Annotated in this window: 21 protein-coding genes, 8 tRNA genes and 7 pseudogenes; 6 read left to right on the top strand and 30 right to left on the bottom strand. The window is 41.8% G+C overall.

The annotated features are described in order from the left end of the window. Positions 1 to 6: 6 nt before the first annotated feature. From JCM19039_RS01635 to JCM19039_RS01615, 5 genes are all read right to left on the bottom strand, one after another. Entirely contained in the window at positions 7 to 342 is a 336-nt protein-coding gene (locus JCM19039_RS01635; RefSeq protein WP_238544883.1) for a nuclear transport factor 2 family protein, read from the bottom strand. An 88-nt stretch (positions 343 to 430) separates the two neighbouring features. Continuing rightward, a complete protein-coding gene (locus JCM19039_RS01630) occupies positions 431 to 1,015 on the bottom strand; it encodes a TetR/AcrR family transcriptional regulator (RefSeq protein WP_042423185.1) in 585 nt (194 codons plus the stop codon). 691 nt (positions 1,016 to 1,706) lie between these two features. Beyond that, on the bottom strand, positions 1,707 to 2,345 hold the full coding sequence (locus tag JCM19039_RS01625) for a hypothetical protein (protein ID WP_193744117.1): 639 nt from the start codon (positions 2,343 to 2,345) through the stop codon (positions 1,707 to 1,709). A gap of 41 nt (positions 2,346 to 2,386) precedes the next feature. Next, entirely contained in the window at positions 2,387 to 2,791 is a 405-nt protein-coding gene (locus tag JCM19039_RS01620) for an OmpA family protein (protein WP_042423178.1), read from the bottom strand. Continuing rightward, entirely contained in the window at positions 2,792 to 3,007 is a 216-nt protein-coding gene (locus JCM19039_RS01615) for a hypothetical protein (protein WP_042423175.1), read from the bottom strand. It lies immediately after the preceding gene. Between JCM19039_RS01615 and JCM19039_RS01610 the strand changes: the two genes are divergently transcribed. Then, entirely contained in the window at positions 2,984 to 4,135 is a 1,152-nt protein-coding gene (locus JCM19039_RS01610; protein ID WP_152550044.1) for an IS4 family transposase, read from the top strand. The genes JCM19039_RS01615 and JCM19039_RS01610 overlap by 24 nt on opposite strands. A gap of 167 nt (positions 4,136 to 4,302) precedes the next feature. Here the strand turns inward: JCM19039_RS01610 and JCM19039_RS01605 are convergent, their stop codons facing one another. After that, positions 4,303 to 4,602, bottom strand: coding sequence for a hypothetical protein (locus JCM19039_RS01605; RefSeq protein ID WP_307190116.1), 300 nt, complete (start codon positions 4,600 to 4,602; stop codon positions 4,303 to 4,305). Positions 4,603 to 4,872: 270 nt separating this feature from the next. On the opposite strand from JCM19039_RS01605, the pseudogene JCM19039_RS01600 reads away from it, so the two are divergent. Continuing rightward, positions 4,873 to 5,717 (top strand): annotated as a pseudogene (locus JCM19039_RS01600) (aldo/keto reductase). A 479-nt stretch (positions 5,718 to 6,196) separates the two neighbouring features. Then, positions 6,197 to 6,310: pseudogene (locus JCM19039_RS24960) on the top strand (hypothetical protein); the annotation flags it as partial. A gap of 498 nt (positions 6,311 to 6,808) precedes the next feature. Here JCM19039_RS24960 and JCM19039_RS01595 read toward each other — a convergent pair. Then, positions 6,809 to 8,159, bottom strand: a pseudogene (locus JCM19039_RS01595) (transposase). Positions 8,160 to 8,576: 417 nt separating this feature from the next. Here JCM19039_RS01595 and JCM19039_RS01590 point away from each other — a divergent pair. Then, positions 8,577 to 10,433 carry an AAA family ATPase gene (locus JCM19039_RS01590; RefSeq protein WP_042423172.1) on the top strand — a complete coding sequence of 619 codons (1,857 nt, stop codon included), beginning with the start codon at positions 8,577 to 8,579 and terminating at the stop codon, positions 10,431 to 10,433. 281 nt (positions 10,434 to 10,714) lie between these two features. Here JCM19039_RS01590 and JCM19039_RS01585 read toward each other — a convergent pair. From JCM19039_RS01585 to JCM19039_RS01545, 9 genes are all read right to left on the bottom strand, one after another. Continuing rightward, a tRNA-Leu gene (locus JCM19039_RS01585) sits at positions 10,715 to 10,802 on the bottom strand. 16 nt (positions 10,803 to 10,818) lie between these two features. Further along, a tRNA-Leu gene (locus JCM19039_RS01580) sits at positions 10,819 to 10,904 on the bottom strand. Positions 10,905 to 10,953: 49 nt separating this feature from the next. Beyond that, positions 10,954 to 11,028, bottom strand: a tRNA-Gln gene (locus JCM19039_RS01575). 47 nt (positions 11,029 to 11,075) lie between these two features. Beyond that, positions 11,076 to 11,151, bottom strand: a tRNA-Asp gene (locus JCM19039_RS01570). Positions 11,152 to 11,393: 242 nt separating this feature from the next. After that, positions 11,394 to 11,469: transfer RNA gene (locus JCM19039_RS01565), tRNA-Val, on the bottom strand. 6 nt (positions 11,470 to 11,475) lie between these two features. Beyond that, a tRNA-Glu gene (locus tag JCM19039_RS01560) sits at positions 11,476 to 11,550 on the bottom strand. A gap of 28 nt (positions 11,551 to 11,578) precedes the next feature. Beyond that, positions 11,579 to 11,669, bottom strand: a tRNA-Ser gene (locus JCM19039_RS01555). A 3-nt stretch (positions 11,670 to 11,672) separates the two neighbouring features. Then, positions 11,673 to 11,747 (bottom strand) — tRNA-Asn (locus JCM19039_RS01550). 186 nt (positions 11,748 to 11,933) lie between these two features. Further along, positions 11,934 to 12,383, bottom strand: coding sequence for a SprT family protein (locus tag JCM19039_RS01545; RefSeq protein WP_042423171.1), 450 nt, complete (start codon positions 12,381 to 12,383; stop codon positions 11,934 to 11,936). A gap of 108 nt (positions 12,384 to 12,491) precedes the next feature. Between JCM19039_RS01545 and cmpA the strand changes: the two genes are divergently transcribed. Continuing rightward, entirely contained in the window at positions 12,492 to 12,623 is a 132-nt protein-coding gene (gene cmpA, locus JCM19039_RS23535) for a cortex morphogenetic protein CmpA (protein ID WP_152549058.1), read from the top strand. 62 nt (positions 12,624 to 12,685) lie between these two features. On the opposite strand, the pseudogene JCM19039_RS01540 reads toward cmpA, so the two are convergent. The 14 genes and pseudogenes from JCM19039_RS01540 to acpS form a co-directional block, all read right to left on the bottom strand. Next, positions 12,686 to 14,864 (bottom strand): annotated as a pseudogene (locus JCM19039_RS01540) (Tex family protein). 130 nt (positions 14,865 to 14,994) lie between these two features. After that, complete coding sequence (locus JCM19039_RS01535) at positions 14,995 to 15,420, bottom strand: SpoIIE family protein phosphatase (protein WP_042401532.1); 426 nt, start codon at positions 15,418 to 15,420, stop codon at positions 14,995 to 14,997. A 187-nt stretch (positions 15,421 to 15,607) separates the two neighbouring features. Then, positions 15,608 to 16,392, bottom strand: a pseudogene (sigB, locus tag JCM19039_RS01530) (RNA polymerase sigma factor SigB). Beyond that, positions 16,358 to 16,840 carry an anti-sigma B factor RsbW gene (rsbW, locus tag JCM19039_RS01525; protein ID WP_042423168.1) on the bottom strand — a complete coding sequence of 161 codons (483 nt, stop codon included), beginning with the start codon at positions 16,838 to 16,840 and terminating at the stop codon, positions 16,358 to 16,360. Before rsbW ends, sigB begins: the two are co-directional and overlap by 35 nt. Continuing rightward, positions 16,837 to 17,169: an STAS domain-containing protein gene (locus JCM19039_RS01520; RefSeq protein WP_042423165.1), complete on the bottom strand. Its 333-nt coding sequence runs from the start codon at positions 17,167 to 17,169 to the stop codon at positions 16,837 to 16,839. The genes rsbW and JCM19039_RS01520 overlap by 4 nt, the downstream gene beginning before the upstream one ends. Before the next feature lie 115 nt (positions 17,170 to 17,284). Beyond that, a pseudogene (locus tag JCM19039_RS01515) lies at positions 17,285 to 18,306 on the bottom strand (PP2C family protein-serine/threonine phosphatase). Positions 18,307 to 18,324: 18 nt separating this feature from the next. Further along, entirely contained in the window at positions 18,325 to 18,732 is a 408-nt protein-coding gene (locus tag JCM19039_RS01510; RefSeq protein ID WP_042401525.1) for an anti-sigma regulatory factor, read from the bottom strand. A 4-nt stretch (positions 18,733 to 18,736) separates the two neighbouring features. Further along, positions 18,737 to 19,093 carry an STAS domain-containing protein gene (locus JCM19039_RS01505; protein ID WP_042401523.1) on the bottom strand — a complete coding sequence of 119 codons (357 nt, stop codon included), beginning with the start codon at positions 19,091 to 19,093 and terminating at the stop codon, positions 18,737 to 18,739. After that, positions 19,090 to 19,941, bottom strand: a complete 852-nt coding sequence (locus tag JCM19039_RS26850) for an STAS domain-containing protein (protein WP_042423163.1) — start codon at positions 19,939 to 19,941, stop codon at positions 19,090 to 19,092. Before JCM19039_RS26850 ends, JCM19039_RS01505 begins: the two co-directional genes overlap by 4 nt. A 203-nt stretch (positions 19,942 to 20,144) precedes the next feature. Beyond that, on the bottom strand, positions 20,145 to 20,426 hold the full coding sequence (locus JCM19039_RS01495; RefSeq protein WP_042401613.1) for a CopG family ribbon-helix-helix protein: 282 nt from the start codon (positions 20,424 to 20,426) through the stop codon (positions 20,145 to 20,147). A 245-nt stretch (positions 20,427 to 20,671) separates the two neighbouring features. Further along, positions 20,672 to 21,787, bottom strand: a complete 1,116-nt coding sequence (gene alr / locus JCM19039_RS01490) for an alanine racemase (RefSeq protein WP_042423161.1) — start codon at positions 21,785 to 21,787, stop codon at positions 20,672 to 20,674. Between the two features lie 750 nt (positions 21,788 to 22,537). Then, the gene (locus tag JCM19039_RS01485; protein ID WP_042423159.1) at positions 22,538 to 22,792 is read right to left on the bottom strand and encodes a hypothetical protein; all 255 of its coding nucleotides are present in this window, start codon (positions 22,790 to 22,792) and stop codon (positions 22,538 to 22,540) included. Between the two features lie 699 nt (positions 22,793 to 23,491). After that, positions 23,492 to 24,517 carry an outer membrane lipoprotein carrier protein LolA gene (locus JCM19039_RS01475; protein WP_042401513.1) on the bottom strand — a complete coding sequence of 342 codons (1,026 nt, stop codon included), beginning with the start codon at positions 24,515 to 24,517 and terminating at the stop codon, positions 23,492 to 23,494. A 451-nt stretch (positions 24,518 to 24,968) separates the two neighbouring features. Then, positions 24,969 to 25,342 (bottom strand): annotated as a pseudogene (acpS, locus tag JCM19039_RS01470) (holo-ACP synthase). Between the two features lie 92 nt (positions 25,343 to 25,434). On the opposite strand from acpS, the gene JCM19039_RS01465 reads away from it, so the two are divergent. Then, entirely contained in the window at positions 25,435 to 26,022 is a 588-nt protein-coding gene (locus tag JCM19039_RS01465; RefSeq protein WP_052398415.1) for a rhomboid family intramembrane serine protease, read from the top strand. Positions 26,023 to 26,238 lie beyond the last annotated feature (216 nt).

Genomic DNA, 26,238 nt, shown 5'->3' with positions numbered 1-26,238 from the left:
GTTCTATTACAGAAATATATGTTTGCTGATATGGTTTCCTTGTTTTAGTAGCAAAACCTTCACAACTATACTCGGCAACAATGGTTGAATTAGATTTATCAACATGCAGATTCGGGGAGGAGAACCTATGAATTTGCAAAAGATAGGTAGTTCTTCAATATGATTTCTAATTTCAGCTTTTCCTTCAAGTTTTTGAGGGAAATTTTCTGGAGCATATGGAAATTCAAACACAATTGCTTCATCAAAAAGATCAATCCAACGTTCTAAATCCTGTTCAAGAAGACTGTTTTGGAAAATATAAAGAACATCTCTCGCTTGTTGATACAAATTATGATTGGGCATCTTTATACACCTTTCCTGTTTTGTTATATTTATTTACCGGACTGATTGGTCTAAAATAGGCAAAATTTAATGAAGCGGTAGCGCTTCATTAATTGTCCAAGTTGGATAACGTAACCTTAACGTAATCATCTAATACTTTGGGATCATTCGTTATTTTAGCCAGTTGTGTCATGGAATGTCTGGAATAATTCAAGTAACGGGCAAAGGCTCTAAGTTCCTGTCTTTGATTAATTTCGCCTTGTTTCTGACCCCGTACTAATGTTTCATAAAACACATCTTCTAAGCGCTTTAGATCTTTCGTAAGGAATTCAGCAACCTCCGTATCGTGGGGCATTCGATCAAAAGCAGAATACAGAATAAAACACTCCTTACGCCTGTTTTCATCCTTCAAAACAGAGGCACCTTCATAAAATACATCAGATATTCCCTGCTTAACAGAGTTTGAGGTTGTTAAGTAAGAGATGACATCGTCACTTTTGGCTGTTACGTAATGTTTCAGTGCGGAGATAAATAAATCTCTCTTAGTCCCGTACGTATCATATAGGCTCTGTCTTGCAATTCCCAACCCATCAAGCAACTGTTTCAGTGAAGTTCCTTCGTATCCATAGTGACCAAATACCTCCATTGCTTTATGCAGCACTAGTTTAGTGTCGAACTCCTTATTTCTTCCCAATTCCCTCCCTCCTTTGGAAATTATTTTACCTTATTCGGACTAAACGGTCAAGAAACGTGAGTTAGGATTGATCTATCGCAATGTAACTGGAAACCAAAATCATCCAAAATAACCTCATTTAGAAAAATGATTATTTTTGGTGAATAAAATATTAAAAAATTTTAGTCTTTATTGAGATAAACACACAAAAAATACCACCCGCTCATCTGCGTTGGTATTGCTTCGTTCGTATAAATGGTGCGGTTGAATGGACTTGAACCACCACGGAATTTAACTCCCACTAGGCCCTCAATGTTGGGGAACCACCCTATATGATACAAACCCCTGATATGTAAGCATTGTGTTTTACTGTTTCCATGCATTTTGATGAGCTGATAAGAAATTTGGTGAATTTGTGGTAAATAATCAAGCGAACATTAATTTATAAACATTAATGTTCGCCTTCAGTTTTAACTATCACTTTTTCGTTTAACATTGAACACACCCAGTCATCCTATCTGTAAAGCTCTTATCCATTTATTAAAACGCAAACAGTCTAAATAGCAATCACTGCGAATTGGAATAACAAAACAGTAAGCAAGCAGAGATTATTCTTTTCCTAAAATGCTAGATCGTTCTTCCGATTTTCCGCGATGTCACTTACTATGGGTGATTACGTACAACTCGCAGCAAGTGCTTTTATTCAGTTGCTTCATTCACCATTATTTAATTCACCCTGCTCAAATTCTCTGTCGATAGGCACATCAATAATTCTCCAAGGAACGAGATAGTCTATCCATTGATCAATGTTTAAATCATAGTTATCGCTTGGGGCTTTATCGACCGTAATCGTCTCGCCCGGAACATCAGGCCAAATGATAGTGACGACCATTGCCCCACCTTCGCCTAGTGTATTCCCTGAACCTTCACGTACATTACGAAGGGTTAACGGGGTCAATTCTTCTGTTCCCTTTTCCACCTCATCATAGGCAGTTAGAGCCCAATAATCAATTGGAAAAATGCGTTTGTCCCCATACAGTAATGTGACACCGTCTGCGTCATAATTATCAAGAAAGCCACCTGACGTTAGGGAATCGCCTTCTACATGAAGACCTCTCGCACCGTGGTCATATCCATTGTTTACAGGATTGTGAATGCTGCTGGATTTGTCACTCGTATTATCCAGCGAACACGCCCAATTATATAGCCGTCTATTCTCGTTAAAGAATCTATAATTGATTCCAAAGAGATTTTGATTGCTATGTTGGACTTCAATGACTTCACCATCTTTGTATGTGGCAACAGGTCCTAAGTTGTCAGGAAGTTCGAACTCTTCCTCTGTCACTTCCACCATGTCATCAGATTGTGAGAAATGAAATTCTACACGGCGGTTCAGTTGTTGACCTTCTTCATCTTCATTAGAAGCAATGGCTCATTATATGACATTCCTTCTGTTTCTACGCCATCAAAAACTTCAAGATCCATGATGGTTTCTAACTCATCGTAGACTGACTGTGCACGACTTTCAGATAATTCTTGGTTATACGCTTCATCTCCTTGGTCATCCGTGTGACCTACAATCATAAGATCTCCGCCACTCACACGTTCTAATTCTTCTGCTGTTGCTTCTAATATATGCGCAGCATCATCTTGCAACTCGGAAGAATCAAATTCAAACAACACATCGGAATCTAATGTAATTGATGCTTGCCCTTCCTCTACTAAAGTTCCTACTGGAGCGTTGACACTTTCATTGTATGTTTGCAATGGATAGATTTGTTCCGTAAGATCTTCCAATTAAGTTGATGTGGTATCTAACACATTCTCATATAAAAATCCTTCCGCAGTATCAATGACTTCATCTGATTGGACAACGGGAACATCTAAAATGAGATCGAAACTTTCCATCATGACATGAATTTGCTCTTCTATCGGAGCATCAAAGACCGCTGAGTAACTAACGACATTTCCCTCATTGAATTCGCGATTATGACAACCCAAGCATACATCCAATTGTTTCTCCTTGCACACTTAAAAGAGACCGATAGCCTTGCGGCGATTTCGGACGGATTGGTCGATGACAATCTGCAACAGGCGGTAGGCTTTCAGGAGATTAGCCCCTCCCAACTGTCTCGACAACATCGAGGCGTCGACCCATCGTTGTTATCGACGATCTTTGTGGATCTCGTGCACCAAATCCGGCACTTTCACCGAAAAGCATCTCGACGCATCCCGCTAAAGATCATTGATTCAAGCACGATCCCCCTGGATCTCAAGCGGTATAAATGGGCGAAGTTCCGGAAGACAAAAGCGGGCGTCAAACTCCACTTGCGCCTGGTCTATATGGATCGAGACACGACTTATCCGGACAAGGCGGTGTTAACGCCGGCAAAGAAGCATGATCGCGGCCAACTCGACGTACTTGTGGACGACAAAGAATCTATGTATGTCTTTGACCGCGGCTACATCGATGACGAACGCTTCGACCGAATGACCGATGAGGGGTACTTTTTCGTCTCCAGGCATCGGAAAAATGCCTGTGTACGGGTTCTTGAATCCTTTCCTTTGACAGAGGACAGTCCTGTGCTTTCCCATCAGATGATCGTGATCGGAACTTCACAAAACGGCACAGAGAACGTATTTCGTCTGCTAAAAGTCGTTGATACTGAGGGAGATCAACTTCTCCTGATGACAAATCGTTTTGATGGACGTGCTGAAGAAATCGCAAACATGTATCACGATCGTTGGGCCATTGAGCTCTTTTTCAAATGGTTGAAACAGCATGTGAAAATAAAGGCTTTGTACGGGTTCGACGAAACTGCTGTCCACAATCAAATCTTTCTTGCGCTCATTGTGTATTGTCTCCATGTCCTTATCCAGCTGGAAACCAACAGCAATAAGAGGATTTTACAAATCTCCCGGAGGCTCAAAGCTGCCCTGTGGAAACCATCTAGGGTGTGGATCCGCCGCTTTGACAACCGTGCCGTTCCAAAAAGGACATTACTTGTTGTCTGCACTAGGGTCTTAAATGTATCATTTTCCCAAAAAGACAGAGCGCCCCTTTGTTCAGGGTTATCTTTTTATCATTCGTTGACCGCAAACAATATTATGAAATTTCTAACTATATTCATGCAATGCTAGTGATTTAACACCTCTTAGATTCACACTGAAATTGAGTTTTTGATTCTCTTATAATCCACCTGTTAATTGATCATATATATATTCTTTACTATTTGAGAAGTCTTTGTTCAGAACATGACCAACCATACATGAATCTATATAGAATTGCATCAATTTGCGAAAGCACATCATTTAGTTTTGACTTGCTTGATAATATCCCAAACTTCATTTAGTTCATACTTAAGAGGCCATTTAGCTGGGTTGGAACTATCTGAAATTACCCCCTCTATAATGTTAAGGTAATAATTGGATTTCCTTTCCAAATAATCGACTGTATCTGTCGCTTTCTGCAATTGAAGGATGGCAAGTTCTTTTTGTCTTAAGATGATCTCGTAGCGTTCCCTAATGGTAGAATCGCCTTTTATGCAAAGATCAGCGTAGGTTTTAATATCTTCGATAGACATCCCGCATTGTTTTAAAATCTTCACACCGATAAGCCAATTGACGGATTCCTCATTGAATAGACGGTTGTTATTTTGATCTCTCTGTAAGCTTGGTATTAATCCTTATCCGTGTAATAACGAATCGCATGCTCGCTTAAGTCAAGCATTTTTGCCACTTCTTTTACCGTGTACATGGATTTCCTCCTCATAAAAAATAAATTGAAGATTTCTCTTGCCTTCGTGTAACACGAAGGGTGTAATATGCTTATTGTAGCAGTCAAAAAACTAAAAAGTCAAAATAATGGAGGGATTGGAATGGAATTTTTAACGTTGAACAACGGGGTAAACATGCCTATCTTAGGGTTTGGGGTTTACCAAATTCACGATCCTGAAGAATGTGAAAGATGCGTGTTTGATGCGATTAGCGTCGGTTATCGTTCCATTGATACCGCACAGGTCTACCAGAATGAGGAAGCAGTAGGCCGTGCAATCAAAAAAAGTCGATTGCCAAGAGAAGACTTCTTCGTCACCACTAAAGTCTGGATTTCCAATGCTGGCTATGATAAAGCAATGGCATCCATTCAGGAATCCATGAACAAGCTCCAGCTTGATTATTTAGACCTTGTCCTGATTCATCAACCACTTAATGATTACTATGGAACGTACCGTGCGATGGAGGAACTCTATAAAGAAGGCAAAATCAGGCGATCGGGGTTAGCAACTTCTATCCGGACAGATATGTCGATTTGGTGGAATTCAGCGAAGTGGTGCCAACTGTGAATCAGGTAGAAACTCATGTCTTTAATCAGCAGACAGCAGCACATGATCTTATGAAAAAATACAATACGCAGATTGAATCTTGGGGTCCTTTTGCAGAAGGGAAAAACAATTTATTCACGAACTCAACTTTACGGGAAGTTGGCGATAAATATAACAAATCCACAGCCCAGGTTGCATTGCGCTTCTTAATTCAGAGAGATGTAGTGGTTATTCCCAAAACAGTAAATAAAAATAGAATGGAAGAAAACTATAATGTGTTTGACTTTACACTGACAGCAGAGGACATGGAGAAAATAGAGGCGCTCGATACAGGCAAAAGTTTATTTTTCTCCCACTATGATCCACAAACCGTAGAATATATCATTAGTCTCGGCAAGTAAAGGTGGAGCGAATCGTTCCTTGCGGTTCCGATTTCCATGCTGTTTAAAACGGCAAACATTTAGAGAACGGAACATAACTAGCTTCTGATACAAAAACATCTCCTTCACTTGAAAAATAGTGATGGAGACCTTTTTTGTTTTGTTCCAAGTATTAGCTTGGCGTATGTTTCCTTCCGCTAAAATGTTGGCGCCACCCCATACTGTATGTAATAACTCAACACAGATGTGTCACATTCGTTTGAGTTTGTATTTTCATGGCTCATTTAATCTATGACACTTAAGAAGTCACTTATTTTCATTAGCCCAAACATTCATGTCTTTTCGATGGAAATTGATTTAAAATGCATCGCCGTGTTTACTTTGTTCTTTGTTATTTAAAATTTTTTGCATGTTTTACCATCATCAGTAGCTTCTAGGTCTGCTTGATCGTATATTTCTCTTGTGACATTTATCACATGATTGGAAAAATATATATGCTACGTTTGGACCATGGCTCTATAAAAACGACAATTGACACTCATTGTCACCTTTTCCCTAACAAACAAAAAGAAACAGCAGATCGTCTTGATGAATTATTTAAGCTTCTTTCCTGACACATTATCGAGTATCCGAACTTTGGATCAAGCAAAAAATATTACAATTAATGCCAAGAAATAAAACTGGAGTAATCAACACAAAAAAGTTCTCATTCCTCCAACGAAACGAAAACACAAAAAAATACCAAATTCGCTGAAAGCGTTGGTATCACTGAGTGTTTGTATGGTGCGGTTGAGTGGACTTGAACCACCACGGGATTTAACTCCCACTAAGCCCTCAATATTGAGAAAATGCATTGCGTGTTAAAAACGCCTGGTATATGTACATTTAATTACACTAAATATATAAAATTACGGTTGATTACAGATCTTATGGAGTAAAACTGGAGTAAGAAAGCAAACGAAAAAATGAACATTAAATTATCTAATGATTAAAAATTTCGCTTTTAACTTCTACTCAGTGTAGAGGTATTCTCAATTGAGTCAATTTCATAAGTCCTCTTTCTAAAAAAGCATAAAGAATTCCTGTGTCAAAAATACTCGTTTTTAAACACGTTAAACGGACGGTGATTGCAGGTGATTTGTTATTCGATCGCAAGCGAGTTTTGCGCCATTGTATAGCAAGTGAACAAGACTAAAATGGACCTTGGCTCGTTTCACCGTGCGGAACGGTTGTTGTTTAATTGAAAGAATTCTTTAAGGTAAGCAATCACACGTTCGACGGCGGTTCGAAGTGTGTAGATGCTCCTCCACGCCTTCGAGCCTCGTTCAGGTACGCTATACCGCGGAGGTTGGTGGTGATTTTTATTTTGAACACCTTCTGACACAAGGAATTCGACGCAAGGGGACAGGTCGCACATTCTTTCGGACGTGTGTATTTGAGGGTTTCGTAGCGCGCATCAAAGCTGTCATAGCGATACGAATGTTCCCGAACACAGGTCGGGGCGAAATGGGAATCAAACCCCACGGGCTCAGTCTCATTTCGCTTATTGTAGGCGATCACCGAGCGTGAACCGTTTCGATGCACTTGTTCATAGATCGCGGGCGAATCGTAGCCCGCATCCATGGTTACATAAGTCACTCGGAGAGACGGTAAGCATTGCACCACACCTTTCAGTAAAGGAATCGTAGCCTTCCCATCATGTAAGTTTCCTGATTAAAACAAGGATTGCAAGAGGTATTGACTTTGTGTGCCAACTGCGAAATGGCCTTTATAGCCAAACCAAAAGACATTCTTGCCCGCGCTGTTTTTCTTAATGCCCCACCTTGGATGCAATGGCACTTCTTTTTCGTAACTCTTCATGAGGAACATCCAGTTGATCGTCGATGTTCTTTTCAAAAAGCGTGAGCGCACGCTTGACGCTCGGCTCGCTCCTTGAGCCAGACTTCATGTTCGGCTTTTGGCTTCCGCCCTCGTTTCTTCGTTGTCGGCTTTGGACGTTTTGGTTTTACGGGGGCACGATCACGAGCTTGAATATGTGTCGCATCAATCGCTACGGTATCATCCGTAATAAACCCTTCGTGAAACGCTTGGTTAAGGACTTCCATTTGAAGGGTTTCAAGGACGTTGCTGTTCTGGATTTTCGTCACCATCCGTGAAAACGATGCTTCAGAAGGAATGGCGTCAGACACAAGAAAGCCACAGTCTAGTTGAAATGTTAAGTCGTTCCGTAAACGACGGACCAAATCTTTAATGGTCGGAATCCGTTCAAGAATTCTAATGAGCAAGGCATGAATCATCGCTGGGTAGTTCAACTGTAAAGGGGCACCATCATGAGATTTTTCGACACAACCTCGATCAAAGGATTGATCTCAATCGCCGAAAAAATCTCATCAAATCGATGAGTAGGTTCTAAATCATATAATCTTGCAGGTCAAACAAGCTCTCTTGTCGTATAATAGCTATAAGGGAGTCTTCCTCCAGTCTGTAGGGGTTTTTGTCGTACTTAACTCATTCGACTGGTTGGAGAGGTACTCCTTTTTTCGTGGTTGAAAACCCTTGGGCTACGTGGGTTACGAGTTATGAAATTCATTCAATTATCAAATATTATAAATGTCAGCCAGTGATTTTCTGCTTGAAATTTTCTTCAGAAAATATCTAGCAGTGAATAAGTCCCATTACCAACCAAGATTAAGCAAAGAAAAAAACAGCTCTATGCGCATTTACTCAGAAAGAAGGCGTAAGAGGAATATTAAGTTTAGGTGCAGTAAGGGTATAAACTTTATTAATCTAAAATCATTACATGTGCATAACAGCATATTATATAGACATATATTCCCTATTTATGTTAAGCTACACTCAAATGAATAGGAGGTATGTACCATGATATTGCACTCATTATCTATTCAAGGATTTAGAAGGCATTTAGATACTAATGTGATATGTTCCGATACTACTTTTCTCATTGGATCAAACAATGCAGGGAAAAGCTCGGTACTAAAAGCTATAGAGTACCTACTAAATGATACTAAAAAAATCAATAATAGTGATTTTTGTTGTATTCTTAATGAAGACAATGAAAATATCCAGATAAGTGACGAGGTAACATTGACCGCAGAGTTCAAAGAAGTTCCGGTATATGCGCACAAATGGAAAGGATTTAATAAGCAAAGAATGTTCAAATCTACTGAGGATGAAAGCTATAGTATTTTCTACAGGAAAACATATAGACCTAACCAAAATTGCAAAGTAGAAATGAAGCAATATAAAAGCACAATAAAAGAAGCTTTTAATGGCTGTACTTCTATCCAGGATTACGTGGATGCTGGCCTTGATGAAGATACAGCTAAACAAATCTTTCCTGAAAAAAAGCTTACACAGAAACTGACTGACAGTGATAAAAAAATTCTTAAAGATGAAGGAATAGAAGATATTTTCGATATAAATTATGATGAGATTGAATGGTTTGAGAATCCAGGAGGAATTTCTCCAAATGTTTCTCATAGACTCCCTAAATTTCTTCTTATTGCTGACAATTCAAAAAGTGAGGTTCTATCCGGACAAAGTGGCCCACTTATGTCAACTTTGAAACAACTTTTTGAAGATGTGAGAGATGAGTCAGATAATTTCAAGCAAGCTCAACATTATTTAGATGAACTTGCAAAAGAGTTAAATCCTGATGATACTGAAAGCGATTTCTATGATCTCCTGAGTGGTTTAAACAAAGTGGTAGGAGATGTTTTTCCTGAGACTTCTTTTTTAGCAAAAGCTAATTTGTCGAATGCTGATGAGGTAATTAAACCTACTTTTGATGTACAACTAGGCAGTAATATCGTAACAAGTGTTGATTATCAAGGGGCTGGCGTAATAAGGTCTGCTATTTTTGCAATGTTAAGATATAGAAATATCAGAGAAAACAAAAAGAAACAATCTGGAGAATATATCAGGCCATTAATAATTGCTTTTGAAGAACCAGAGATTTATTTACACCCTCAAGCAGCAAAACAGATGAGAGATACTATATACGACTTAGCTAAGGACAAAAATAACCAAATAATATGTACTACCCATTCTCCATATATGATTGATTTAAGTAAAAGCTCTAATCAAGTATTGAACGCCTTTCATGTAGAAAACACTACATTCGATCATGAAGGCGAGGTTCTTCCATTTGAACAAGTATATTACAATCCTTTTAATATTAGCGAAGCATTTAAGCAACTTGTGGAAAACGATCAATCATATATTAAGATGTTACTGAAGATAGATGACAATATAGCTAAGATCTTTTTCTCTAAGAATGTTTTAATTATTGAGGGTGACACAGAAGATGTAGTTATTAAAGAAACAATGGCAAGAATGCCAGAAGAAATGTACAAAGAGTTCTCCTATAACTGGGAAGTAATAAGGGCTAGAGGAAAAGCAACTATTATTTCATTAATTAAATACTTAAAGGCACTTGGTATTACACCATATGTAATTCACGATAGAGATAAGGGTACAGCCAGAGCAGAAGCCTTTAATCAGCCAATTGTCGACGCTGCTGGTTTCGATCAAGTTATTATTCTCGAAGAATGTATGGAAGATCTTCTAGGGTATACCGCGCCTAAAAATAATAAGCCTTATACAGCGTATAATTTCATTAATAAGAATTGGGGTGACTCTTGGGATGACGTTAATGTTGAGTGGCGAAATATAATCGGAGGTTTAATCACTCAAAAAAAATACCAGTATTCTTAATAGAAAGGGCTAAATACATTTTCACTTGAATATATATTCATTCAACGTAAGGTACAATACAGATTAATTTTTTCTGTATATGTACCTTTATTTAATTTCCCAAACATCCCTTACCGAATTCTTCATTAATCAGAAAACCCGAACATTTACTAAGTAACTATAGATTTCCATTTATTTACACGGAGTAAACGATACGAAGAACACCCTCATTTTTAAGCAAAAATGAGCGCACAAAAAAATACCAAATTCGCTGAAAGCGTTGGTATCACTGAGTGTTTGTATGGTGCGGTTGAGTGGACTTGAACCACCACGGGATTTAACTCCCACTAGGCCCTCAACCTAGCGCGTCTGCCATTCCGCCACAACCGCGTTATGGTAATAATTATGGTGCGGGTGGAGGGACTTGAACCCCCACGTCACAAGGACACTAGATCCTAAGTCTAGCGCGTCTGCCAATTCCGCCACACCCGCATGTGTGTAATAAATCTGTGGTCGGCAGCGACCTGGTTTTTGAAAAAAATGGCTGGGCCAGCTGGATTCGAACCAGCGCATCACGGAATCAAAATCCGATGCCTTACCGCTTGGCTATGGCCCAATTTCATTTTTGTAGTTTTCAAGGATTGGTTTCTCAAATAATGTAAATGGCGGGCCTGACGGGAATCGAACCCGCGATCTCCTGCGTGACAGGCAGGCATGTTAACCGCTACACCACAGGCCCCTATTATTTAAAATAAGCGGCGGATTTCTTTGTCAGCTTCCTTTCCTCACTCGAGTCGTGTACATTGTACACTCACTCGTTCAGTCAGTTGCTTCCGCGAACTCCTTGCTTCTTTTAAATACTATTTTTTTGAATGAATTAGCTACGATTATCGCATCACTAATGGTCATCTCATCTGCTCGTTGCGCCGTGCAGACTTTTTCTATTGTACTCGTTTCACCGTCTGGTGTCAATGGTGAAAATGGTGGAGGGTGACGGGATCGAACCGCCGACCCCCTGCTTGTAAGGCAGATGCTCTCCCAGCTGAGCTAACCCTCCGAATATTGGTGACCCGTGCGGGATTCGAACCCGCGTTACCGCCGTGAAAGGGCGGTGTCTTAACCCCTTGACCAACGGGCCATACTTGTCCACTTGTTAGGTAATTCAATGGCGGAGAAGGAGGGATTTGAACCCTCGCGCCGCTTGCGCGACCTACACCCTTAGCAGGGGCGCCTCTTCAGCCACTTGAGTACTTCTCCGAATGGCTCCACAGGCAGGATTCGAACCAGCGACCTACCGGTTAACAGCCGGTTGCTCTACCACTGAGCTACTGTGGAATCTGTCAATTGAAGTGCCAGTCATTTTATGACGGCAAGTAATATGATAACATCTTAGTTGTTTCAATGTCAACAACATTTTATGTAATGTTCCTTGCTTTATCGCTGTTGTGGCGCGTTTTCCGCGCTCTCTCTTAGCGACTGTTATAATATATCATAGCGATTCAGAGAACGTCAACGATTTTCCTAAATTTTTTTTAGACGTCCTCTGCACCCTCCGCAAACGTATTGTTTCGTGTTGATTTGCCGCTTGCGTTTGTACTGTCTGCTACACGACTTACATTCGTACAAATGCTTATATGTCAAGGGTTTGTACATTCCTGGTATCGTCTGACAATGCCTCGATCCACCGACTTGAGCTAGCAGTTCTTTGAAGCTTCTGTCTTTATGTTGATAGCCCTTTCCTTCTAAGTGAAGATGGTAATGACATAGCTCGTGCAAAATGATTCGTTTTAATTCTTCATCCCCGAAATAGTCTAACTGTTTTGGATTTATTTCGATATGATGCGTGGAGAGCATGTATCTGCCACCCGTCGTTCGCAACCGGTTATTAAATGTGATCTGATGACGAAAGGGTTTATTGAAAGCGTTCAAAGAGAGCTGCTCGGTCCATTGTTGCAATTGTTCATTCTCCATACCCGTACCCACACTTTATTTTTAATTAGTAAACGTATACAAGCGTGTGCTCATATACTAAGGCTAACACCTTCCGTACCTTATCCTATACGGCAAGGAGGGGATGGCATGCCTTATTGGTTAAGAAAACAGTTGGAAAAGGCGTATTACGAAAAAAACCATTATGAAATCGTCATGCTCAATCAATGTTGGTATTCGTATTTACGTAAAAATGAATATAAAGATCTCTTCCAATCATAGCAATTGCACAGGCATAAGAAAACCTAAGCGAATTCCATTCGCTTAGGTTTTTAATGGTGTTGTTAGGTCGTCACTTTCTTCTTGGTCGGTTGCAGCATCGTCAGTGCAATTCTCCCTTTACGCTCATCTACGCTTTCAACCCAGACAGTCACGATGTCGCCAACAGCGACGACGTCTTGTGGGTTCTTTACAAAACGATTGGCGAGCTTGGAAATATGGACAAGCCCGTCTTGTTTCACGCCAATATCAATAAACGCGCCAAAATCAACGACATTTCGAACTGTGCCTGTAAGCTCCATCCCTTCATCTAAATCTTCCATCGCCATGACGCCTGTTTTTAAAATCGGTTTCGGTAAATCTTCACGAGGGTCTCTTCCTGGGCGCATGAGCGCTTGCACGATGTCTTGTAACGTGATTTTACCAACGTCGAGTTCGTTACTCAGCTGTTCGAGCTCTGCAATCTGTAGTCTTTCTTTCGTGTCTTCTGAGCCGATTTCTTGTGGTTTTATGTTCATGTCTTTGAGCAGTTGCTTCGTGACTTTGTAGCTTTCTGGGTGAATCGGTGTTTGATCAAGAGGGTCTTTGCCTTCTACGATACGCAGAAAACCTGCAGCTTGCTCAAACGTTTTTGCACCGAGTCTTGGTACCTTCTTCAAATCGGATCTCGACATGTATTTGCCATTCTCTTCGCGGTGCTTCACGATCAAATTCGCAACCGTGCCATTAAGACCTGCCACATATTGGAGCAAGCTAGAAGAAGCTGTATTCACATCAACGCCGACGAGGTTTACTGCTGACTCGACAACAAAATCAAGGCTGTCAGACAGCTTGCCTGCGCTAACGTCGTGTTGATACTGCCCAACACCAATAGATTTTGGATCAATTTTCACGAGTTCAGATAGTGGGTCTTGCAAACGTCTTGCAATCGAGATTGCACTTCTTTTTTCCACTTCTAAATCAGGGAATTCTTCGCGTGCCTTCTCTGACGCGGAGTATACACTTGCTCCAGCCTCATTCACAATAAGGTATGCAACGTCGAGATTAGCCTCAGCTATGAGATCGGCAACAAAGGTCTCTGTTTCCCGAGAAGCGGTCCCATTACCAATTGCAATCACTGTCACACTGTACGTCTCGACGAGCCGCTTTACAATAGCACCCGCTTTTTTCGTATCATTCACAGGCGGTGTTGGGTACATAACTCCTGTTTCTAATACTTTTCCAATCCCATCGACGACAGCAAACTTACAGCCTGTTCGATACGCAGGGTCAATGCCTAGTACAACTTTTTCTTTGAACGGAGGTTGAAGAAGCAACTGTTTCAAGTTTGACGCAAACACTTGAATGGCTTTTTCTTCTGCTGCTTCTGTGCATTCATTCCGGATTTCTCGTTCTATAGAAGGAGCAACTAACCGTTTGTACCCATCCTCAATCGCTCTTTGTACATAGGGGAGGGCGGGTGAACCGAAACGCTTCACAATCCGCTTTTCAATACGGTCGTTCATAAGAGAGGCGTCAATTCTCACAGACACACGCAGTACGTTCTCCTTCTCCCCACGGTTCATCGCAAGAATACGATATGACGGAACTTGGTTCACACGCTCTTCAAATTCGTAGTACATTTCATAGATGCCTTCATCGTCAACAGCATTTTTCTTTTTGCTCGCTTCGATTATCCCTTGCTTATAGGTGATGGATCGAACATCTTGCGAATGCCCGCGTCATCGGAAATCCATTCCGCAATGATATCTTGTGCGCCAGTAATGGCATCTTCAATTGAATCAACGCCAAGTTCTTCGTTCAAGTAACGTTCCGATTCTTTTTCTACATTCATTTCTTTTGGCAGCGCATAAATGGCTTCAGCGAGTGGCTCTAACCCTTTTTCTTTGGCAGTCGTCGCCTCGTTCGTTTTTTCTGTTTGTACGGGCGGTAGATGTCTTCAAGCGTTTGCAGCTTATTTGCATTTACAATGCTCGTTTGAATATCTTCATTCATCTTGCCTTGTTCATCGATTAAGCGGTACACTTCACTTTTTCGTTCAGCAAGTTGTGTTTCATATTGATAAAGATCAAGCACTTCTTTAATGACAATCTCATCAGCATTGCCTGTTTGCTCTTTACGATAACGAGCGATAAAAGGAATGGTATTCCCTTCTTTATGCAGGTCAATCATCGCCTTCGCTTTACTCGTATTTACGTTAGCTTTTTCGGCGATGAGTTCCAGCATCTCTTCTTCATTGAGCATTTCCATATGCACAAACCTCCCAGCTTCATAGCCATACTGTATCATAGATTCAATAGTTACTTCATGATTCAAAACGAAAAAAAACGCAAGCCCAGAGAGCTTCGCGTTCGACAGAATAAAGTATAGAAGATTAGTGCACATATCCAGATATAATGGTTACATCGTCTTTATCTATGGAAACTTTCTTTGATAAATGTTTCACTACATCTGCTGGACGATCATAAACATCTGTTAAGTTTCTCTTCTGGCCAAGGTGGTTCACTCCATCAGAATGAAGAACGAAGCCGACCTTAGATTGAAAAGTGAAGTGATGCACCCTTGCTTTGAATGATCGACCAGATAAGAAGCCCGCAGTCGGAATTAGTCTCATCACATCTTTATTGTCAATTTGCAAGAGGCATTCAACGTTTCCAATGTTCCCGCACGTAATCTGGTTATTCACGTAATCAATCCTCACGACAGTAAGAACGACGCCCCGTTCGTGAGCAAGCGCTCGATTCACGAGAGCAAATATATCTTCCATCGGTGCATCGAATTTCTGTTCGACGATATCCATTGCAATCTCCGAAGACTTGCGAGCCCTTTGCCACTTCCAAGACCATCCGCTAAAGCCGCTAGAAAATACCGTTCATTCTCCACAGTAATAAACATGTCACCGCAGACTGCATTCCCATTCTTTCCGGCTTGGAATGCAGCTGTTGTGGCATTGGAATGTTGTTCTTCGATGATTTTATTTAGCACCATTAGTAACACTCCGATGGTTCGACTCGAATGGATTCGCGCAACTTCTGCAACGCGCGTCTTTGGAGTCGGGATACGTGCATTTGCGATATATCTAACAAGTCTCCTGTTTCTTTTTGACTAAGGTTCTCAAAGTATGTGCACTTTAAAATCTCTTTCTCACGCTCTGTAAGAACTGCAAATGCCTTCTCAAGAAGCAGTTGTTGATCCGTCTGCTCAAACCCTTCGTCAGTTGAACCGACAAGATCAAGCAGCGTCACCGCACTGCCTTCTGCATCCGCTTCAATCGAGCGGTCAACGGACAATGCTTGATAACTCTTACCCATCTCCATCGTTTCAAGCACTTCTTCTTCACTAACTTCTAAGTGATTGGCAATCTCATTCACTTGAGGAGAGCGTTGCAATTCAGTCGTCAGTTCTTCAACCGCTTTTTTAATTCTAGGGCCCAATTCTTTAATTCGCTTGGCACATGTACACTCCATGTCTTATCGCGAATAAACCGCTTGATCTCACCGACGATGGTTGGCACAGCAAACGATTCAAAAGACCGGTTAAACGACGCATCATAACGTCTGAGGGCAGCGAGCAACCCGATCATTCCGACTTGATATAAGTCGTCGTCATGACCTTGTCCCCTAGAAAACTTTCTCGCCAATGACTGTACAAGAGATTCGAAATGCAAGACGAGTTTCGTTTGCACGTCTTCGTTAGGGTCCTGCTGAAACTCGGTAATCCATTCGTAAATTGGTTGCTCAGCCTTTTTCGTTGACTGTTGCTTCGAGTCCATCGGCACCTTGAGCCACCTCATCCCTTTGTAAGAACTTCTTCATTTTAATCGTAACACCGTTTCCTTGCTGAATGTCTACCTCGTCCATCAGCGTTTCGATTAAAAACAGCCCAAGGCCTCCTTCCTGCAAATCCTGAACAGGGGTGCTTGCATTAACTGGTCCATTCGCTTTCTTGAGCGTCGGATTCTTCCCACCCTCATCAGAGACCATCATTTCAAACCGATCTTCAAACATTGTAAAGGCAAGGTTAATATCTCCATGACCCTCATCATAAGCATGATCCACTACATTTGTACATGCTTCTGCGATCGCAACCTTCATATCTTCAATCGTATCGTAAGCGTATCCCATACGATTCGCAATTCCAGAAACGGTCAAACGAACAATACTCACATATTCCGGCTTTGCAGGCACCTTCATCTCAATTTTGTCGAGTTTAGCCTTCATCTCTTGGCTTCCTCCTTCTCTTCATCGATGTCCATAACCTCGTCCAGGCCGGTAATTGTGAATAACCGTTTTACTCTATGGTTGAGTGAGACAATCTTCAGTTCTCCATTATGATTATGCGCTTCTTTAAGGGCGCCAACAAAAATGCCAAGCCCCGTACTGTCAATATAATCAACGCCAGCCAAATCAACGACCGTTTTACTGTTCTCTTCGCTCGTTAACGGGGCAAGCGCTTCTTTAAGCTGTGGTGCAGTATATGCGTCAATCTCTCCTGATACGAATAACTTCGTACCGTTATCAATGGCTGTTTTCTTTAGATCAAGCTTCATAGCTGAAAAAACCCTCCCCAAAATTCTTGCTGTAATCTATAGCATTCCAATAAATGAATGATAAATGAGTACTTATAAAACAAAGCGGCCAGTGGCCGCTAGGTTACTCTACCCGTTATGTCGATTTAGTAAACGTCCGGCGAAGAATCAGTAATGTAAAGTCATCACGTAACTCTAAACCTTGCCAACGCTCGAGATCCCGATATACGTTATCGACAATTTCTTGAGCAGAGAGGTGTGCGTATTTTCGAATGAGATCTGTAAGCTCTTCGCGCTCTAAAAAACGCTCTTCGGTACGCGATTCGGTCACACCGTCAGACAATAGGACGACAAAGTCTCCTTCGTCTAGATATTGTTCATATTGACGGTATTTCGCATCTCTGGAAATGCCTAGGGCAACCCCTTTTGCGTAAAGTTCACTAAAATGATCCGCTCGCTTATTATAATAAAACCCAGGCTCATGACCTGCTCCGCCATAATAAAGCACATGTTCATCATGACTGTAACTGGCATACATCATCGTCACAAACATATGAGAAGCAATATTTTGCTCAATTGTTCGGTTTAACGTCTCGAGTAATTCAGAGGGTGGCAGCAGCTCATTGGGCATGCTATCCATCGCGTATTTGATCATGGACATGCAAAGTGCAGCTGGAATTCCTTTGCCGATAATATCGGCAATGGCCACCCAATGTGCCCATTCACATCTTTAATGACATGATAATAATCGCCACTCATCTTTGAAGCTGGGACGGTAATGACCCCGATATCAAGGTCATCGACTTGAGGAATCTCCTGAGGCATAAAGGTATGCTGCATGTCTGCAGCAATATCAATTTCTGATTCCAATTCTCGTTGTTTATTCCGGAGGATTTGATGTTCTCGATATGCCATTCCATACCCGATCATCACTTCTAAGAGGAACTGAAACGATTCTTGTGTTTCTTCAGGGAGGTCAGGGTACAGCTCTTGGATGACCTCCAAATGTATACTTACAATTTCTTCTGGAGAAACGTTCTCTTCCAACACTTTCTTACTGAATTGTTGTGCATCGTATAAGCTTTGTTCGTTTTTCTTGTGTAAGAAATTGAACAATATCTTTTTATAACTGGTTTGGAGCAATTCATAGCTGTCCATGACGGAACATCCCTTCCTCTAACGGAGCCACTTCACGGTCGTTATGGTTGTTCCCTCACCTGGCATAGATTCAATGTCAAATTCATCCATTAATCGCTTTACGCCCGGTAATCCTGCACCTAATCCGCCAGAGGTTGTAAATCCATCTACCATAACATCCCGAAGATTTTCTATGCCCGGCCCTTTGTCACGAGCGACCACCTTTATTCCTTCACGCCCATCGTTGTCTTTCACAACGGAGGTCAATTCGATTTGTCCAATTTCTGTGTATAGATATATATTTCTTGCAAGTTCAGATATTGCGGTCGTGATTCTTGCTTGGTCTACACTGCCAAAACCGATGTTCTTTGATAACTCTCTTCCGGCCTGACGTGCAGATACAATCCCCCATTCGTTTCCGATTTCAATACAGGATTGGTTATTCATATAGTCAACCCCCCAATTCCTGTTGCAATCTTTCAAGGCCTTGTTCTAAGTCCAGAGCAGTCTGTACTTCTTGCAAAGATACCCCCATGTCAATCAATGTTATGGCAACTGCTGGCTGAATGCCTGTCAAAACAACTTTAGCACCCATTAGGTTTGACATTTCGACGACATCACCGATCACTTTAGCAATGAACGAATCAATCATGTCTACCGACGTCAAGTCGATAACTACGCCTAATGAGCCTTCTTGGTGTATTTTATTTAATAAATCTTCTTGAAACTGAAGTGCCGTTTGGTCATCAAGTTCTACTTGCACAGAGATTAACAAATACCTGCCAAGTTTTAGGATCGGGATTCTCATCGTTTCAACCCTCCATTAGATTGCATCTGCTCGCTCGTTTCGATTGTCCGATTTGTGAGTTCAAGTGCTGCTTCAATTCCTTTTTTTAGCGTGCTTTTCGTCGTGAATGCATCTAGATCAATACCTAAATTGACAATCGTCTGTGCAATTTCTGGGCGAATTCCGACGAGTAAACATTCGGCACCAACAAGTCTTACAGCTTCGGACGCCTTAATAATGTGGTGAGCGACCATTGTATCCACCACTGGTACGCCTGTAATATCAATGAGAACGACTTGAGCGCGATGCTCGATGATCCCTTCTAGAAGGTTTTCCATGATTTGCGCTGCCCGCTTTGTGTCAATTGTCCCTACGATTGGCATCACACTAATCTTGTCAAAGACTGGAATTAATGGTGCAGACAATTCTTTCATTGCGGTTTTTTGCATCGTCATCACTTCGTTTTGAATCTTCGAGAACTCTTCTGCTAACCGAGTAATCTGTTCGTCTAACCAATCTTCAAACTCAACAGACACGTCCACAAACTCTTCCTTTGTAAAGTTAGCAGATACGTTATGCAAGACAACTCTTCTCAACGCTTGAAGACTCCGTATAAATTCACTGAATGCCCACCCATTATATATGAGGCGATTCGCAAATCGATGCACAGCATCTCTGTTCTCTTCACTACTCAGCTCTATAGATTGGAAGACGACAGAGATAAATTCGTCTTTCATTTCTTGTTGCATATCTTTACTGGAAAATGTGCTTCCTTGTTTTGTAAACTCATGTTGTTCTAATGACTTTCGCCATTCTTCAATATACAAGGATTTATTGTCTTTTAAGTGCTGCAAAACTACTGATTTCATCCTTATTTACACCACCATCATCGAGAAAATCCAATCATACATTTTTAAGATGAACGTACTTCATTTATTATTTCACTTTAATCCTGTGAAATCAACTAATCAATGCGAATGCTCAGCAATTTGTAACATACAAAAAGTTGCCGCTAATAACATACGACAACTTTTACACACATATGAAATAATAATAGCAAGAAAAGGGGGTATTAAACGCCGCTTACTAATCTTCTGCCAATCTGAAGTTCACATTCTTCTTCAATAACGAAAGACTCCGCTGCAAGGTTCAAATTAATGTTTGCCATTTCAACATAACCCTGTCGCATATGCTCAATGACATCCTGCTGTTTACGCTCAAATAAATATTTAGTTGCAGCTTGATGGATAAAGTCACTACGGTTCACACCATCATGTTTGATCATTTTGTCCACCTCTTGCAATAAATATTGAGGAAGGCGAATCGTTATCTGTCTGCAATCTTCATTAGACAAGGTAAGACACCTCCAACCCTTTACGTCCAATTCGTTCTCCTTTACATATAATAGCATTCAGAACATGAATTTGCAAAATCTGATCTACAAAACCAAGATCGTTGTCCTATGCCATTTGCACTACCACACGAACAGAATTCGCCACCGATAGTTAAAATCCTGCACTATTTTTTATGGAAATTACGAATATGATCAGCAGCTAACATCATGTCTTGATTTCTACCGTTTCCTTCCTCCTCCTAAGCCTACGTGTAAATCCGAGGGATTCTACTGTTTAACAGGCAAGGAATTTCATACGTGATTGTGTCCAAACGTCCAGCCACTTCTTCAATGGAAATTGCGTCATCACCATCTCCACCAATTAATGTCACTTTAGATCCTACAGCTATTGGTCTAGGAAGCTTCACCATAAACTGATCCATGCATATCCTTCCAACAATTGGCACACGTTCCCCGTCAACGAGCACCGTTCCCTTCTTTGCATTGGCACGAACCCAACCATCCCCATAGCCAACTGGAACGGTACCGATCCACGTATCTTCCTCGGCAATAAATGTCGCGCCATAACTAATACCGCTTCCTTTAGTTACTCTTTTCACGTGGGTTAACGTGCTGAAGAGCGACATCGACGGTGACAACATAAAAGGAAGCTCTCCGCACAGCTCTTCCGAAGGAAGCAGTCCATACATCGATATGCCGAAACGAACCATGTTATAACAAGCATTTGGAAACCTCATCGCTGCAGCACTATTTGCGCAATGGATATAGGGAATGCGTCCCAACTTATGTTTCGCCACCTGCACCGCTTTTTCAAATGCGACCATCTGTTCATTGAAGTATTGCTCTTCTAGCTCATCCGCCGTTGCGAGGTGCGTAAACAACCCTTGTATTGCGATCCGATCGGCTTGGTCAACTTGATGCAATACATTCTCGAGTTCTTCAACTGTTCTAACGCCAAGCCTTCCCATACCAGAGTCAAACTTCACGTGGATTTGCAGCGTATGATCAGTCGGTACATGTTGCTCTGCTTCAGCCAACCAATCTGGCTGAAATGCTGTGAGTGCAATGTTGTGCTCACTTGCATATGCCGCTGCCTTCGCTGACGTTCTCCCGAGCACCACGATCGGCGCACGAATTCCTGCCTCGCGAAGAGAGACCGCTTCTTCCATTAATGCAGTACCTAGATGAGACGCTCCAGCGTCAAGCGCTGCTTCAGCCGTTTTCACTGCACCGTGACCGTACCCGTCCGCCTTCACGACAGCCATAATGTGTGTATCGGAAGCTTGTATGTTTTTAAGTGCTTGGATATTTTTTTGAATTGCTTGTAGATCAATCTCTGCCCACGTTTCTCGGTACATCATTTGCGCATTCTCCTCAACTACATTCGTTTTATCTATTATGTGAGCGGAAAAAAGGGGAAGTCAATGGGGTGTTCGGTCGCTTTGCAAATTACGAACGAGCGAGGAGCTAGGAATATGTTCATCTACGCATGGTGAAATTTAGTTTCCCGAACCTACACCGTTGATACTTGTTTCCACTACAAGCAGATGTACTCACTCCAGAGTATAATGGCATCCGCTCGGTTTCTGCCCATAGTTGCATGCAAATTATATAATACCTGTCACAAATATGGGTTTTTGAGGCAATTTGCATCGGGACATCATGAATATTAAACGTGGATTGCCACATAGACTTCGCAAATCGTCACAAATCGGAATATATGTGGCTGTTTGCGCCTTAAAGTGAACGGTTTGAGTGGTGGATCGTCACATAACAAGGGAGAAAAGATAACACCTCTCGTCCTTTAAGATTAGGTCACTGAAAAAGGTTTTTGAAAACCGTAAATAGATCGGATCAGCTGGTTCGTGTTAACAAGTGGCTTAGATCGTGAGGTGCTTGTTGTCGTGTTCTCGCACTTTACTTACGAATTCTCATGAGTGGCTTCAGCCTATGGTAGGATTTTTTTCTATTATGGAGACGATTTAGCTAATATCTTACCATTGTTTCGTCTATGGTAGGTTTTGCAACAACGAAACGCGGAAAAGAAGAGAAATCTTACCGTAAGGAGCTCTATGGTAAGATCCCCGCCATCCTGAATGTTGGCAAGGGGGCTAAAAGAGGAAATTTGAAAACCGTATACGATTGTTTCGCTTGCTATAAATAGCAGATCCCGCATCGACGCTGTCTTTGATGGGAGTTTCTTTGATGAGGACCCATTTTTTGCTGAACCCCATATCTATATAGAATGAACGTAAGGTTTCCCTAATTTGCGCTGTTGGGTTAGAGTCGTAGCGCGGTGCCACTTTGCGCGCTAGTTTACAGTTTTTGCGCGCAAGTTTGCCTAGTTTAACGATTTTGGCGCTCATCCCCTAAACTCCTGCGCAGTTTGTTCCAACTGGAGCGCAGATGCAACACCCATAAGCAAGCAACCTGTCGGCCCCAGCGGGGCCGAAGCCAAATCGGACGCGGTTCGACGCGGCTCGCGCCGACAGCTTGTGGGTACGTGGGGGGCATGTGAGCCGGTAATCTGTTACCGAGTTCCCTCATTCTGTTCCCTAGTTTATGAGAATATACCGCTTTTCCTGCGATGTTCCCCAACTTGAGCACAGTTTTGTCCCAACTCGAGCACAGTTTCAAGTTTACCAAGCGTACCACTGGCTCTTGAAGAAATTATTTCGTTCAACTTATATAGAAAGGCGCTCTCCCTCGTAGACGGTTCTATGATGGGATTATTTACGTTCGTGACACTCCATGTCGCTGGAATCCAACACAGATTGGACCCTTGGTTTATTTCATTTCACTCGTCCGCAAACACTTTTCTATTCCGGGCCCAGAAAAGTGAACGGATTTTCTACCTCGACCCAAACCTTGCACATTTTTTTCGTCTCGATTCACCAAGCCTCTTAGTGGAACAAGAAGCCTATGATGCCCACGCTCGTGCCACATAGACCCTTTTGTTCTTACTCATATCGAACAAAGCTGCCCAAGGCTTACATAATAAATCGCATTACGCGCACTACTAAAAACGGTCGCGAGAATCTCGCGACCGTCTTAAAAAGCCTATGCTATTTTTCAGAAGTTCTTGTCATCGAGCGAGCAACGGCAGCCATCTCGTCCATGTGTAGAGAGTCAGATGCGATAATGAACTCCACACCATCAACGGTCCACGTTAACGACTGACCACTTTCTACGCCAACGACATCGCCAAGATCAATAGGATTCCCTTCCCCAAGCTCGGTCATCGTCATGCCTGATGCAGCAGGAACACTCATCGGCTGTTGAATAATTGTAAATGCCTGATCCCCATCGTAGTTCATGATAATCCGCGTCCCGTCTTCTGTATCAACTTCTTTGCTTTCAACGAGTTGCGTATTGGATGGTTCATACGAAGGCATAAATACCTCATCTTCGACCTCTTCTTGCATTTCTTCAACTGCTGCAGGTGCATCTTCTGACTCTGGCATGTTACGGTCCATATTGAATTCTTCCTCGTCCAGCGCCGGACTTAATTCAAAGTCTAAGAAAGCCACTTCGACGAGGGGTTCATAATTCTGGTCGAATACCCGAACCGCGTGCGGCGTTAGGTCGTCGTTTAATACAATTTCTTGTTGCTGCAAGTTCTGATTTTGGTAATTGGTTCTCGTTTGAAACACGTACTTGTCTTCTTCAATTGCAAATGACCGCTCAGAATCTGACAATATATCTGCAATTAACGACTCGTATAAATACATCTGGCTATTGTTGCTTGGCCAATCACTTTGGAAGCGGAAGCTTTTGTTTAACGAAGGCGTTAGCAAAAATACACCGTCATCATTTCTCAGAATCATCTGATTTGGTTCTTCATTTTCATTTTGCAACTCGACTTTGTAGTAACGATTCTCTTCATTTTGCAGATGTGCAATGCTCACATGGTACTCCCGGGGCTCTTGACCGGTCTGCATCGTCATAGACGCTTCTGTTTGATACCCGTCCATCGTTTGCAATGTTTCATTGAGGTCTTCGACAACCTCATCTTCTGATTTCTCTCCACATGCAACAAGCATCCCTATGGACAGGAAGAGTGCAGCACCGATTCCGATTTTCTTATTCATTACTTTCATCTCCTTTGTCTTAGATGTAACGACAAAGAAGGAACCTACTTACTTGATTACGAAATGTGCGCGGGCAGGAACATTCATCTTAGAAGTTTAGGTTCAACTTAAGCAATCACACAGCACGAGTGGCACATTCTGTAAAGAGACGATAATTGAAACAACGATCGGATCACCTAAGTGAGCACTGGAGCACTATCGTGTGAAACATCGACTTCTGAAACATGTACGTTCTCGACTTATGAACTATTCATCCGTTGTTTCATCACGACAGCACCTCACATTCTAAGATTTTTTTCCACCTGTTCATTGTGTTCACACCGACGCGCGTTGAACACTCTTGACTCTCCCTCGCACTATCATTTGATCACTGCACACATTTCAGGTCCCTCTTAACCGCATTACATCATATGAGACAACCATCCGTGTTATGCAAGCTCGTCTTTGAAAATTAAGAAGGAGATGAAAGGGTTTCGATGATCACTTGCGCAACGGCGAATTGCTTTGAATGACTAATCGTTAAGTGAAGGCGGGTGTTCGCTATATCGTCATTGACCGCTAGATAAGGTTGTCCAGATTGATGCTTTTTAATATGAACATCTTGAAAACTTACGACCTTTCCAATTCCTGTTCCCCGCGCTTTTGCATAAGCTTCTTTAGCAGCAAACGCCCGGCTAAAAATTCAACCGCTCGCCGTGAAGACAGCTTGAGATACTGTTCTTGTTCTTTTACAACAAGAATTCGTTTATAAAATTTTGGTTGTCTTTTTGATACTGCACGCATTCGATCAATCTCAACGATGTCGATGCCATTTCCGATAATCAAGGGATCACTTCTTTCTGAGTACTTAAACATTCGATAGAACGTTAGAGAATATGCTAAACTATACTACGATCTAATCACAATGAGGTGGCTAAATGTTTGTTCGCAACGAAAACTTTTATACATTCCGGCGTAACTATCCAATCGTTACCATACTAATTGCCATTCACATCATCTTATACGTTTTTACGTTCCTTGGAAACTTAGGAATCTTTCCGCCTGGTCAATGGCTATATTTACTCGGCTTCGGCTGGAACGTGGCGATCGCTGCTGGTGAATGGTGGCGTTTGATCACACCTGTGTTCTTACATGCGGATTTATTCCATATGCTGTTTAATTCATTTGCCCTCTTTCTATTCGGTCCGCCTATAGAAAAAATGGTCGGCAAGTATCGATTTGTGCTATTCTATCTCCTAACCGCAGTAATTGCCAATATCGTCACATTTTATTTGCAACCACTCGGGTATAGGCATGTAGGTGCATCCGGTGCCATCTACGGGTTGCTCGGTATGTACGTATACATGATGATCTTTAGAAAAGAACTCATTGATGCTGCAAGCCGGCAAATTGTCACCGTTATGGTTGTCATCGGCATTATCATGACGTTCCTCAATCCACGAATTAACATTCTCGCACATATTATCGGTTTGATTGCGGGGATGGCGATTGCTGCACCTTCTTGAGGAAAGCAAAGAACTTTTTTTCAATTCCAAGGTACGCGCCGACTCGGTACAGAGACGAAAACGATGATATCGGTTTTGACCCGAATCGCTGGAACAAAAAGCGACGCATGCCATTTAAAAGCAAAACCCTCTACAATATACTCGGAATCGGCTTTGTCGTTTTGATCGTCATCGGACTTCTGTCCTCAATCTTCTCGTTTTAACGGGCATGTATAG

Origin of the sequence: Geomicrobium sp. JCM 19039 (assembly GCF_000698145.1) — a bacterium.
Taxonomy (GTDB): Bacteria; Bacillota; Bacilli; order Bacillales; family Marinococcaceae; genus Geomicrobium_A.
This window is presented reverse-complemented; position numbering and strand designations above follow the sequence as displayed.